General features: G+C 75.1%; 7 protein-coding genes. 5 read left to right on the forward strand and 2 right to left on the reverse strand.

Features of this window, described 5'->3' with window-relative positions:
* Nucleotides 1–38: 38 nt before the first annotated feature.
* Nucleotides 39–2,354, reverse strand: coding sequence for a DEAD/DEAH box helicase (locus SNE206_RS22865; protein WP_407915344.1), 2,316 nt, complete (start codon nt 2,352–2,354; stop codon nt 39–41).
* A gap of 205 nt (nt 2,355–2,559) precedes the next feature.
* On the opposite strand from SNE206_RS22865, the gene SNE206_RS22870 reads away from it, so the two are divergent.
* Nucleotides 2,560–4,191, forward strand: coding sequence for a DUF4192 domain-containing protein (locus SNE206_RS22870; protein ID WP_407915345.1), 1,632 nt, complete (start codon nt 2,560–2,562; stop codon nt 4,189–4,191).
* A gap of 52 nt (nt 4,192–4,243) precedes the next feature.
* Here the strand turns inward: SNE206_RS22870 and SNE206_RS22875 are convergent, their stop codons facing one another.
* Nucleotides 4,244–5,557: an alpha/beta fold hydrolase gene (locus tag SNE206_RS22875; RefSeq protein ID WP_407915346.1), complete on the reverse strand. Its 1,314-nt coding sequence runs from the start codon at nt 5,555–5,557 to the stop codon at nt 4,244–4,246.
* A 985-nt stretch (nt 5,558–6,542) separates the two neighbouring features.
* Between SNE206_RS22875 and SNE206_RS22880 the strand changes: the two genes are divergently transcribed.
* From SNE206_RS22880 to SNE206_RS22895, 4 genes are all read left to right on the forward strand, one after another.
* Complete coding sequence (locus SNE206_RS22880) at nt 6,543–8,516, forward strand: glycogen debranching N-terminal domain-containing protein (protein WP_407915347.1); 1,974 nt, start codon at nt 6,543–6,545, stop codon at nt 8,514–8,516.
* A 250-nt stretch (nt 8,517–8,766) separates the two neighbouring features.
* The gene (locus SNE206_RS22885) at nt 8,767–9,525 is read left to right on the forward strand and encodes an NUDIX hydrolase (RefSeq protein ID WP_407915348.1); all 759 of its coding nucleotides are present in this window, start codon (nt 8,767–8,769) and stop codon (nt 9,523–9,525) included.
* Between the two features lie 447 nt (nt 9,526–9,972).
* Complete coding sequence (locus SNE206_RS22890; RefSeq protein WP_407915349.1) at nt 9,973–10,845, forward strand: FadR/GntR family transcriptional regulator; 873 nt, start codon at nt 9,973–9,975, stop codon at nt 10,843–10,845.
* A gap of 421 nt (nt 10,846–11,266) precedes the next feature.
* The gene (locus tag SNE206_RS22895; RefSeq protein WP_407915350.1) at nt 11,267–12,886 is read left to right on the forward strand and encodes an RNA polymerase sigma factor; all 1,620 of its coding nucleotides are present in this window, start codon (nt 11,267–11,269) and stop codon (nt 12,884–12,886) included.
* The last annotated feature ends 176 nt before the right edge of the window (nt 12,887–13,062 follow it).

Below are 13,062 nucleotides of genomic sequence, written 5' to 3' on the forward strand. Positions count from 1 at the left end.
CGGACGGCCCGGACCTGGACGGGTCCGGCCCGGACGGCTCAGGCCTGGACCGCCAGGACCAGCGGGAGCACCGCCGTCGCGCCGGCCTTCCGCAGCAGGCGAGCCGCGACCGTGACCGTCCACCCGGAGTCGACCAGGTCGTCGACCAGCAGCACCGGGCCCGGCGACGCGGCCAGAGCCTCCCGCAGCGGATCCGGCACGGCGAGCGTGCCCGAGAGCGAGTGCAGCCGCTGAGCGCTGTTGCTGCGCGGCCCGTGCGGCGGCCGGCCCGTCGCGTACCCGACCTGCCCCAGCAGCGGCAGCCTGCCGATCGCGGCGATCCGCGCGGCCAGGCTCTCCACCAGCGCGGGCCGGGTCGAGGAGGTCATGGCGACCACCCCGACCGGCCGGGCCGTCTGCGCACCGGCGGAGTCCGGAGGTCCGGCCCAGCCGCCCGGGCCGCGCGCCCAGTCGGCCACCACGCTCACCAGCGCGTCCACCACCTCGGGCGGCACCGGGCCGTCCGGCGCCGCGTCGGCGAGCAGGGCCCGCAGCCGGGTGCCCCAGCCGATGTCGGACAGCCGGCCGAGGGCCCGCCCGGTCTCGGCCTGCTCCCCGGCCGGGATCCGGCCCTTGAGCGGCACGCCGAGCGCCTCCATGCCGGTCGGCCACAGCCGCCGCGGCTCGAACGTCACACCCGGCCGGCCGAGTGCGGCGCGGGCCGCGGCCAGCGCGTCCGGCGATACCTCGGTGCCGTGCCGGGCCCCGGCACAGTTGTCGCAGCGCCCGCAGGGCACCGCCTCGGGATCGTCCAGCTGGCGGCGCAGGAACTCCATCCGGCAACCGTCCGAGGCCGCGTACGCCCGCATGGCCTGCTGCTCGGCCTCGCGCGACTCGGCGACCTTGGCGTACCGCGGCCCGTCGTACGCCCACGGCCGGCCCGTCGCCTCCCAGCCGCCCCGCACCCGGCGCACCGCGCCGTCCACGTCCAGCACCTTGAGCATCGTCTCCAGCCGGGCCCGGCGCAGGTCCACCCGGGTCTCCAGCGCGGCGGTCGACAGCGGCCTGCCCGCCTCGGCGAGCGCGTCGATCGTGCGGCGCACCTGCTCCTCCGCGGGGAAACCCAGCGACGCGAAGTACCGCCAGATCGCCTCGTCCTCCCGGCCCGGCAGCAGCAGCACCTCCGCGCGGTCGACACCGCGGCCGGCCCGGCCGACCTGCTGGTAGTAGGCGATCGGCGAGCCCGGCGACCCGAGGTGCACGACGAAACCGAGGTCGGGCTTGTCGAACCCCATGCCCAGGGCTGAGGTCGCCACCAGTGCCTTCACCCGGTTCGCCAGGAGGTCGGCCTCCGCGCTGCGCCGCTCGGCGTCCTCCGTCCGGCCGGAGTACGAGGCCACCGGGTAGCCCCGCGAGCGGAGGAAGGCCGTCACCTCGTCGGCGGCGGCGACGGTCAGCGTGTAGACGATGCCCGAGCCCGGCAGTTCCGCGAGGTGGTCGGCCAGCCAGGCCAGCCGGTGGGCGGGGTCCGGGAGGTCCAGCACCGCGAGGCTGAGGCTCTCGCGCTCCAGCGGCCCGCGCAGGACGAGGGCCTGCCGGTCGGTGCCGGTGTCGGCGTGCGCCACGTCCTCCTGCCCGCCGGGCGCCGGTGCGCCGCCGGTGCCGAGCTGCTCGGCGACGTCGGCGGTGACCCGGGCGTTGGCCGTGGCGGTGGTGGCGAGCACCGGCACGCCGGGGGAGAGGTCGGCGAGCATGGTGCGCAGCCGCCGGTAGTCGGGCCGGAAGTCGTGGCCCCAGTCGGAGATGCAGTGCGCCTCGTCGACCACCAGCAGGCCGGTCGAGGCGGCCAGTTTCGGCAGGACCTGGTCGCGGAAGTCCGGGTTGTTCAGCCGTTCCGGGCTGACCAGCAGGATGTCGACCGCCCCTGCCGCCACCTCCGCCTGGATCTCGTCCCACTCCTGCGGGTTGGCGGAGTTGATCGTCCGCGCGTGGATGCCGGCCCGGGCGGCGGAGTCGACCTGGTTGCGCATGAGCGCGAGCAGCGGCGAGACGATCACCGTGGGGCCGGCGCCCGAGGAGCGCAGCAGCGCCGTGGCGATGAAGTAGACGGCCGACTTGCCCCAGCCCGTGCGCTGCACCACCAGGGCCCTGCGGTGGTCGACGACCAGAGCTTCGATCGCACGCCACTGGTCCTCGCGCAGCACGGCGGCCGGGCCGGCCAGCTCGCGCAGCACCGCCTCCGCCCGTTCCCGCACGGCGGCACGGTCGCCGGGCGCGGCACGGTCCCCGTCCGGGGCGTCCGGGGCGGCGGCCGCCGTGTCGTGGCCGGCCGTGTCGTGGTGCGAAGGGTCGGGGCGGGGGGTGCGCTCGTCCATGCCCCATGCATACCGCGCGGCACCGACAGGGGGCGAATGCGGCGGCGCGGCGCGGACGGCCCGCCGCGTGCACGGTGGCCGAGCGGTCGTCAGAAGAGCGTCCGGGCAAACCCCTTGTCCCCCGGACGAGGGACCGCATGCTGACCCCCCGGGGTTATCCACAGGGTGCATCCCGGCCCCCGGGATGCGCGGCACGCTTCACGGCATGACCAACGACGAACACCGCACCCCTTCCGGCGGCGTCTCCGCCACCACGGCCGGCGTCCTCCCGATGCAGATGCGGGGCCCGGCCGACATGGCCGAGATGCTGCCCTACCTGCTCGGGTTCTTCCCCGACGACAGCATCGTCGCCGTCGGGCTCCAGGGCCCGGCGCTCCAGCAGGGCGGCGTGATCCGCCTGGACATCCCCGAGGACCCCGGCCGGTGGCAGCGGGTCGCCCGGGAGACGGCCGCGCTCCTCCTCGAACTCTCCGAGAAACGGGACCGCCGCCCCGAGCAGGTCCTGCTGTACCTCGTCCGGGATCCCGTGGACGCGGCCGCCGGCGCGACGCCGCCCGACGACGGACCCGAGACCGTCCGTCCGCTCGCCGACCACCTCGCCACGGCCTTCCGCGAGGCCGGCGTGCTGGTCAAGGAGTCGCTCTGCGTCTCCGGCGGCCGCTGGTGGTCCTTCCTCTGCACGCAGCCGGGCTGCTGCGACCCCGGTGGCACCCCGATCCGGCCCGCCCACCTGCCGAGTGCCATCGCGGCCGCGGCGACCTTCGCCGGGCTCGCCCCGCGGGGCAGTCGCCGGGCCATCGTCGCGGGGCTCGCCCCGGTCGGTCCGCCGACGGCGGACCTCCAGCGGCAGGAGATCGAGCGCGCCGGCCCGGGCTTCATCCGGGAGCTCGCGGCCGGGCGGCTCGACGCGGTCCACCGGACGGGCCTGTTGCTCGCCGAGGCCATGGCCGAGTTCCGGGCCGGCGCACGCGAGGTCGACGCCGAGCGCAGCGCCAGGCTCCTGCTCGGACTCCAGGACAAGCTCGGCCGCGACCGCGGAGCCGAGTATGCGGAACCGCACGAGCTCGCCACCGCCCAGCGGCTGTGGCGCCACCTCGTCCGGCGATGCGTCGACCCGTTCGAGCACCTGGCCGCGCCGCCGCTCACCCTGCTCGCCTGGACGGCCTGGCTGGCCGGCGACACCGCCACCGCGCGGATCATGCTGTCCCAGGCGCTCGAAGTGGACGCCGACTACACGCTGGCCCAGCTGCTCTACGAATCGATCAACGCCGGGCTCGACCCGGAACGGCTGCGGGACAACATCCGGGAGCAGCGGGCCGACCGCGGGCGCGAGGGCCCGCCGGACGGTGGCGAGGCCGGTGGCCCCGACGACGACCCTGACGACGGCCCCGCCCCCGCCCCCTCGCCGTCGGCCCCTGCGCCGTCGGCCCACGGCTCGGCGACCGGGCGACCCGGCACCAGCATCAATGCCGGTGCCGCCGAGGAGTCGGACTCGGACCCGGAGCCGGACGTGGACGGCCCGATGCGGACGGCCCGTGTCGCGGCGCGAGCGGTCGAACCGGGCGTGACCGCAGGGCCGGAGCCGACCCCGTGTCCGGAGGCTCCGGGGGCGTCCCCGGTGTCCCCGGCGTCCCCGGAGTACGGGGGACCGGGGGAGCAGGGTGAACCGGGAACCCCGGGTCTGCCCGGAGGGGCGGGCCGCCGCCGACCGCCAGGCCGGGCCGGGAGGCCCGGCCTCGGACGGCTGCGCCTGCGATCCCGCTCCCGGTCGTCCCGCGACCGGACGCCGTCGATGCGGCCCGGGCGGTTCGGCGCCGATCGCACCGGCACGGTCTGAGGGCTCCGTGCCCTGCGGCCCGTCCGCAGGGCACGGCCGGGCCGCTGCCCGCCTAGACCTCGCCGTGCGCCATGCGGATCAGCCGGTCGAGCACCGCCCGCCCGCTCACCCGCAGGCCGTCGTGCTCCCACTCGTTGGTGATCCAGTACCGCAGGTTGCCGACCGCCCGTGCGGTCTCCAGCGAGTGGTCGGTGTCCACGTACATGTCGTCGTGGTAGACGGCGGCGAACACGGGGACCTCGTTCGCCGCCAGGCGCTCGGGGGAGTAGAGGTCGGGCCAGTCACGCCGCTGGGCGAGGAGCTGCGCCGTTTCGCGCAGCGGCACGAGGGCCGGATCGGCCTCGAACATCCACGGGTAGATCATCTCTCCCGTGAACAGCACCGGGGCCCCCGAGCGGAGCGCCTGCTCGGCGTCGAACGCGGGGAACTCCTTCCGCACCCGCTCGGCGGCCCACTCGGTGCCCGCGCGGTCCACGGAGAGCTGCCCGTAGATCGACTCGTGCAGGACGGCGTAGAGCGGGTTCCCGGCGAAGGACAGCTGTGCCTGCACCCCGCCGAGGAAGGTGTCGGACAGTTCGGCGCCGTCCGTTCCTTCGACCCAGGCCTCCTCCAGGAGGTAGTGCAGGGTGTCCGAGCCGGACCCGCCGCCGAGCAGCAGTCCGATCGCCTGGAAGGCCTCGACCGTCAGCCGGCCGCCGTCCGGCAGCTCGGCCGGGCGCCCCGCCAGGTGCGCCGCGATACCCCGGACCGTCGCGACGTCCTGCGGATGGCGGGCGTAGTGCGCCGCGTTCTTCCGGGCCACCCGCGGGTACGCGGCGCGGTAGACGTCGTCCGCCGACACCCGCAGCCCTGCGAGCCCGCCGGTGACGAACGCCTCGCGGACGCCCTCCGGCGCCAGCGAGAGGTACGTCAGTGTGCAGAAGCCCCCGAAGCTCTGGCCGAGGAGGCTCCACTGCCCGTCCTCGCCGAGGAGGAGGCGGCGGACGAGTTCGGCGTCCCGCACGATCGAGTCGGCCCGGAAGTGGGCGAGGTAGTCGGCCTGTTCGGCGGCGCCTCCGCGCCGTGCGAGCGTCTGCCGGTTCGCCGGGGTGGACCGCCCGGTCCCGCGCTGGTCGAGCAGCAGGACCCGGTAGTCGTCGAGTGCGCGGGAGAGCCAGTTGTCCCGGCCCAGGGGCCGTCCGGCCTTCCCTCCCGGCCCACCCTGCAGAAAGAGCATCCAGGGCAGGTTCTCGTGCTCCCGGCCGGGAGCCACGACCTCACGGGCGTAGACCTCGATCCGCTCACCCTCGGGACGCCGATGGTCGAGCGGCACCCGGAAGACGTGGTCGGTGGTGACAATCCCCGGCAGCCGGCTGGCGGTGGACATGCAACTCCTTGGTGCGTACTGGTCACAAGCGAGATGCGGCGGTCGGCAGGCTGTGGTTCCCGGTGCGTGTGCCGCCGCTCCCGCACCGTATCCTGGCCGCGGACAGGAGCCGGTCGAGGACGCCACGGAGGTGGCGGTCCCGCAGCCGGCCCGCGGGCCGGGCAGCGTCGGTGGGGGCGGCGGCGGACCGGCCGGACAGTCACGACGACACGGCGCGCCATCGCCGCCGCGCGTGTCGGCGTGACCTGTGAGACGTGCAGGACGTTCACCCAACGGGGCGCGGGTGGCAGCATCCGCCCGGCAGCCCTGCACGGCCGACCGAACACGGCGCCGACGCGCACAGCGCCCGATGTCGTACGGCTCCGCCCGACCGGCGCGACGCCCGGACGGCCGAGGCCGGTACGCCGCCGGGGCCGCCCGGTCCTGCTCCCACCCGATCGACCCTGCCCACGGCAGCGCAGTACAGACCGCGAACGAGCACGCTCGCGGTCGACCGGCCCCGCAGCAGCCGGCCGACCGAAGGGAGGAGAGTCCGGTGACCGTCACCAGGCCACCACAGCCGGGCACACCGGCGTCGTCGGCGACCACACCGACGTCGGCGCCGGGGGTGTATCCGGAGACGCCACCCCTTCCACCGGCCACGGCTCCGGCCCCCGCGATGCCACCGCAGCCCCAGCGGCCGCCGGCGCCGCCCGCAGGCGGGCCCGCCGGCCCGCCGCCGACCGCCCCGGCGAGACCGCCCGCCCCGCCCCAGCCGGCCTCGCCCCCGCCGGGTCGCGGGCCGGGTCCGACCTCCCGTCCGGCGCAGTTCCCGGTCTCCCCGGCCCCGGCGCCGCACTCCCCGACACCCCCGCCGGCGTATCCCCCGCCGACAGCAGCTCCGGGGTACCCGGCTCCCGCCGGGGGGCAGCCCCGCCCGCCCGCCGCACCGCGCCCGCAGGCCGTCAGCGCCCACGACGCGCTGCTCTGCGTCGACGCGCCGGCGATGGCGGCGTCCGGCGTGGACGGCCAGTTGCGCGGCCAGGGGCTGCAGGGCTTCTACCGGGCCGGCATCCGCACCCTGGCGCGCATGGAGGTCCGCCTCGGCGGCATCGAGCCGATGCCGCTGCAGGGTGCGCTCACCTCCGCCGCCGAGGCGCGGTTCGTGGGCAGCATCCGGGTTCCCGGCGATCCCGACCCCGATCCCGCACTCACGGTGGAGCGCCTCCGCCACGCCGACGGCTCGGAGACGGTCACCGTCCGCAACGCCGGAGGCCGCCCGGCCAGGCTCCCGCTGGAGATCACCTTCGGCACCGACCTCGGGCTGCTCGCCGACATCGCCGCCGGACAGCGCGCCGCCGACCTGCCGAGCCAGGTCCAGTCGGCCGGCCTGCGCTGGGCGGGCGGCGGGCGCAGTGCCACCGTCTCCGCCCGCCCCACGCCGCACGCCGTCCTGGCCGGGGCGGGTGTGCTGCGCTGGGACCTCGAACTGCAGCCCGGGGCCCGCTGGGCGGTCGAACTGCACACGGCGCTGGAGAGCGCCCCGGCCGGCACCCGGCCGCCCACCGGCCGCGGCCAGGGAGTCCCCCTGCCCTGGACCGAGCCCGAGGTCAGGTGCGACGACTCCCGGGCCGAACGCCTCGTCCCGCGCTCCCTCGACGCCCTCGCCGCCCTGCTGCTCGCCGACGCGGACCGCCCGACCGACCTCTACGCGGCGTCCGGCGCCCCCTGGCGGTTCGGCCTGACCGCGGCCGACGCCCTGTGGGCGGCGCGCTGGACGCTGCCGTTCGGCACCCGGATGGCAGCCGGCACCCTCCGGGCCATGGCACGCCGTCAGCAGTCCGCCGCCGCGCCAGGTGCAGCCGGCACGGCCCCGCGCCAGGAGGGGGTGATCCCCGGTCCGATGCGGCACGGCGGTCCCGAACTGCCTCCGACGTGCACGGCCACCGAGGCCACCCTGCTCTTCGTCACGGTGCTGGCCGAGGCGTGGCGCTGGGGCCTGGGCCGTCCCGAGGTGATAGAGCTCCTTCCGGCGGTCGAACGGGCCCTGGCGGCGATGCGTGCCGCGGTCGGCGACGGGTCGGACAGCCCGGACGGCTTCGTCCTCGACCTCGGCCGGTCACCGGAGGAGCGGGCGAGCCGTCCCGCGGCCGCCCGCTGCGAGGTCCAGGCCCAGGCGTACCGGGCGGCGATGCACGGGGCCGAGCTGCTCGCGGCCTTCGCCAGGCCGGGGGCCGCGGAGTGGCGCAGCTGGGCCGCTGCGCTGCGCGAGCGGTTCAGGGAGCAGTTCTGGATCGACGACCTGTCGGGAGGCCGTCCCGCCGCAGCGCTGCTCACCGGCGGGCGGTCGGTGCCGGCGGTGGCCTCGTCCTTCGTCCACCTGCTCGACGTCGGGCTGTCCAGGGAAGGCCAGCTCCTGGAGGGTCTGCTCGACCGCGAGCAGACCCGGATCCTCGCGCAGCGTCTGGTCGCCCCCGAGCTGGACTGCGGCTGGGGCCTCCGGACCCTGAGCGCGAAGTCTCCGAGGTTCAACCCGCTCGGGCACCGCAGCGGAGCGGTCCGGGTGCACGAGACGGCCCTCGCGGTCGCCGGTCTCGCCGACGCCGGCTTCGAGCGGGAGGCGGGCGTGCTCCTGGAAGGACTCCTCGGCGCCGCCGAACACTTCGACGGGCGGCTGCCCGAGATGTACGCCGGGGAGCAGCGGGTGGCGGGCTGCCCGCCGGTGCCGCACCCCGCGGCCTGCCGTCCGGCGGCGCTCTCCGCGGCCGCCGGGGTGCACGCGGTGCTGGCACTGGCCGGGATACGGCCCGACGTCCCCGGCGGCAGGGTGGTGGTCCGGCCGGCCAGCACGACCCCGCTGGGCGAGCTGGAACTGACGGGCCTCCGGGTGGCGGGCGAGCCGTTCTCCGTCCGGGTCAGCCGGATCGGTGTGGCCGTGGTGGAGGAGGCGCCTCCGCAACTGCAGCTCGGTGCGGGCTGAGGCGTCCCGCCGAGGTGCCCGCCCCTGCCCCGGCTGCTGGCCCGGCAGGGGACGGCACGGTTCGGGGCGCGTCCCGCCGTGCCGCCACCCGCGCGTCCCGGCTGCGGCTGCCCTGCTGCGGACCGGTGGCTGCCGGGTTCCGCGTGCGAGCCGCAGGTCCGCCCGTGGTGGCTGACCGGCGGGCGGCCCGGGCGCGGGCGGCTTGCCGGAGTCTGTGATTATCGTCAGAGAGACGACTATGATCGTCGCCATGTCGCGCTATGACCCGTCGGCCTTTCCCCCGTTCGCCGTCACCGTCGACCTGGTGGTGCTGACGGTGCGGGAGCACGAGCTGTGCGCACTCCTCGTCCGTCGGGGTGAGCCGCCGTTCCAGGGCTACTGGGCGCTCCCGGGCGGTTTCGTCCGCCCCGACGAGGGGCTCGCCGAGGCGGCGTCCCGCGAACTGGCGGAGGAGACCGGGCTGCGCGCGCACTCCACCGGTCAGTCGGCCGCCGGTGTGCACCTGGAGCAGCTCGCCACGTACGGGCATCCGCAGCGCGACCCGCGGATGCGCGTGGTCAGCGTCGCCCATCTCGTGCTCGCCCCGGACCTGCCGACACCCCGTCCCGGCGGTGACGCGAGCAGCGCGCGGTGGGCCCCCGTCCGGGAGCTGATCGAGGACGGTCCCGCGGACGGCGTTCCGCTGGCGTTCGACCACGGCCGGATCCTCGGGGACGGCGTGGAGCGGGCCCGTTCCAAGATCGAGTACTCCTCGCTGGCCACGGCCTTCTGTCCGCCCGAGTTCACGGTCGGCGAGCTCCGTCGGGTGTACGAGGCGGTGTGGGGCGTCGTCCTGGACCCGCGCAACTTCCACCGGAAGGTCACCGGCACCCCTGGGTTCCTCCTGCCGTCCGGCGGCACCACCACGCGCCAGGGCGGTCGCCCCGCGCAGCTCTTCACGGCCGGCGGCGCGACGGTGCTGAACCCTCCGATGCTCCGCCCGGAGCCCGACGCGCCGGGACGGGCCTGACACCTGCGGCGCCCGGGGCGTCGGGCTCCGGGCCGGGACGTGCGCGGCGGGCCGGAGGAGCGCGCGATCCACGGACGCGCGCGGCGGTGCTGCCCGCGCCGTGCGCGCGGACCGGGCGGACGGTCGCCCGTTCGGGCGCCCGCCGACGGGGTGAGCCCCCGCGGTGCGATCCGTCCCGGGGTGCGGGCCCCGCCCACCGGCGCTCCCGCGGCCTCCGCGCCGCCCGGGGGCGGGTGCCGGGAGCACCGGGACGGTGCGCGCAAGTCGCCCGCGCCGCACCCGTGATGACGTAGCGTCGACCATGCGTGGCGATCGGTGAGGACTGCCGATCGAAATGGGACGTTATGCCTGATAAGAAGTCAATGATCCAGCCACGGACGATCACCCTTTCGTGTGCTTTTCAGGAGAATCCTCAAGCCGGGTCCGCGGATCGCCGACAAAGGACGTGTGAGTACCCTTGCGCACCCCGCCATGACCACCGCCCGCTCGGCCGACCCGATCGCCTCCGGCGATCTCGACCGATTTCCCTACGCCGAACGGCCCACCCCCCCTGCCCCCCGATGGGAGGGTTCCGAGTCGGACCTCGGCCGACCCGGCCGCAAGACCACCAGCAGCCGCGGCCGCGGCCTGCACGGGCAGCTCGTGCAGCAGCTCGGCCAGATGATCGTCTCCGGCGACCTCGGCGCCGACCGCCCGCTCGTGCCGGAGGAGATCGGCCAGCGCTTCGAGGTCTCGCGCACGGTCGTCCGCGAGTCGCTGCGCGTGCTGGAGGCGAAGGGCCTGGTCAGCGCCCGGCCGAACGTCGGCACCCGGGTCCGCCCGGTCGCCGACTGGAACCTCCTCGACCCCGACATCATCGAGTGGCGCGCCTTCGGCCCGCAGCGCGACGAGCAGCGCCGCGAGCTCTTCGAGCTGCGCTGGGCGATCGAACCGCTCGCCGCGCGGCTCGCCGCCGGCCACGGCCGCGAGGACGTCCAGCACCGGCTCGTCGAGCTGACCGGGATCATGGGCCACGCCTCCGCCCAGGGCGACATGCTCGGCTACGGCCGCGCCGACGCCGAGCTGCACGGCCTCGTCCTGCAGATGGCCGGCAACCGCATGCTGGAGCACCTCTCCAGCATCGTCTCCTGCGCCCTGCAGGTGTCGGGCGGACCGGGCGCCACCTGCGAGCGCCCCTCGGACTCGGCGATCAGCCTGCACGTCCGCCTCGTGGACGCGCTCGGCACCGGGGACGGCACGGCCGCCGACGCCGCCGTCCGCGCGCTGCTCACCGTGCACCCCGACGTCGAGCCCTCCGTGCCCGCCCCTCGCGAGCACTGAGTCCGCGCGCACCGGGATGGTTCACTGAGACCGTCGTCACGCCCGCCCCGCCGCCGCATCGTGCCGCTGCACCCCCTCCCATCTGCACTTGAGCCGTGAAGGCCGGGCAGGAGGAGGGCGCCGGCACCGGGCGGCGGAGGCATCGGGCGGCGGCACGGACGACGGTGTGACCGGCGCCACGAACGGCATGCGTAACACTTGAGGGGTGGCAGCGATGTGTACGGAGCGGAAGCAGCTCCGGAATACCACCACCATGTCAGAATGCTGTGTTGGTCTGCGGCGCTGCTGCCGTCCCGCAAACCCGGTCCTCGTCCTCGAACCCGAGCCGTTCGGAGCCGACCTCGCACGTGTCTGTGCGTGATCGTCTCCCGTCCGCTCGGGTGGTCGGGTCAGGGTTCGAGTCCACTCATCGTCCGAGAGGTTGTTCGTGTCGGCCAGCACATCCCGTTCGCTCCCCCCCGAGATCGCCGAGTCCGCAGCTCTGCTCGCGCTCATCGAGCGGGGCAAGGCCCAGGGGCAGATTGCCGGTGACGACGTGCGTCAGGCCTTCGAGGCGGACCAGATCCCGGTCACCAAGTGGAAGAACGTCATGCGCAGCCTCAACCAGGTGCTGATTGAGGAAGGAGTTGACCTCATGGTCAGCGCGGCCGAACCGGCCGGCTCCAAGCGCAAGAGCGTTGCCGCCAAGAGCACTGCCAAGCGCACTGCCACCAAGACGGTCACCACTCGGACCCCGGCCGCCCAGACCAAGCCCCCGGTGCGGATCGCCCCGGGTGCGATCCCTGCTGCCGCTCCCACTCCTGCTGTCGTGGCGGTCTCCGCCGAGATCACCGTCGTCGAGACGGCCACGATCGAGACCGTCGAAGGCAAGCCGGTGGCCCGCAAGGCCGCCGCCCCCGCCAAGAAGGCCGTGGCCAAGAAGGCGGCTGCGCCCGCCAAGAAGACCGCCGCCAAGAAGACCGCCGCCGGCAAGTCCGGCAAGGAGGACCTCGGCGAGGAGCTGGAGGAGGTGGCGCTCCCCGGCGACAAGCCCGCCGCCGAGGGCGACGCCCCGGAGGAGGAGTCGGAGGGCTTCGTCCTCTCCGACGACGACGAGGACGACGCGCCGGCCCAGCAGGTCGCCGTCGCCGGTGCCACCGCCGACCCGGTCAAGGACTACCTCAAGCAGATCGGCAAGGTCCCGCTGCTCAACGCCGAGCAGGAGGTCGAGCTCGCCAAGCGCATCGAGGCCGGCCTGTTCGCCGAGGACAAGCTGTCGGCCGCCGACAAGCTCGCTCCCAAGCTCAAGCGCGAGCTGGAGATCATCGCCGAGGACGGCCGCCGTGCCAAGAACCACCTGCTGGAGGCCAACCTCCGCCTGGTGGTCTCGCTGGCCAAGCGCTACACCGGCCGCGGCATGCTCTTCCTGGACCTCATCCAGGAGGGCAACCTCGGTCTGATCCGTGCGGTCGAGAAGTTCGACTACACCAAGGGCTACAAGTTCTCGACCTACGCGACGTGGTGGATCCGCCAGGCCATCACCCGCGCGATGGCCGACCAGGCGCGCACCATCCGCATCCCGGTGCACATGGTCGAGGTCATCAACAAGCTGGCCCGCGTCCAGCGCCAGATGCTCCAGGACCTGGGCCGCGAGCCCACCCCGGAGGAGCTGGCCAAGGAACTCGACATGACCCCCGAGAAGGTCATCGAGGTCCAGAAGTACGGCCGCGAGCCCATCTCGCTGCACACCCCGCTCGGCGAGGACGGCGACAGCGAGTTCGGTGACCTGATCGAGGACTCCGAGGCGGTCGTCCCGGCCGACGCGGTCTCCTTCACCCTGCTGCAGGAACAGCTGCACTCGGTGCTCGACACCCTGTCCGAGCGTGAGGCCGGCGTCGTCTCGATGCGCTTCGGTCTCACCGACGGCCAGCCGAAGACGCTCGACGAGATCGGCAAGGTCTACGGCGTCACGCGTGAGCGCATCCGCCAGATCGAGTCGAAGACGATGTCCAAGCTGCGCCACCCGTCGCGTTCGCAGGTCCTGCGCGACTACCTGGACTGATCCCCGAGGCCGCCGGCGGTGCCGGCGGCCTGCCGAAAGGGCCCGGAGCTTCCCGCTCCGGGCCCTTTCGCGTCGTCCCCCCGCACCTGCGGGGGGACGGCAGGGCGATTCGGCGGGCGGGCCTCGCATCCCTCGTACGGGTGGACGCGGCCCGGGTTGCGGACACCGGCAGTGAT

The sequence above is a fragment of the Kitasatospora sp. NE20-6 genome (assembly GCF_045862635.1).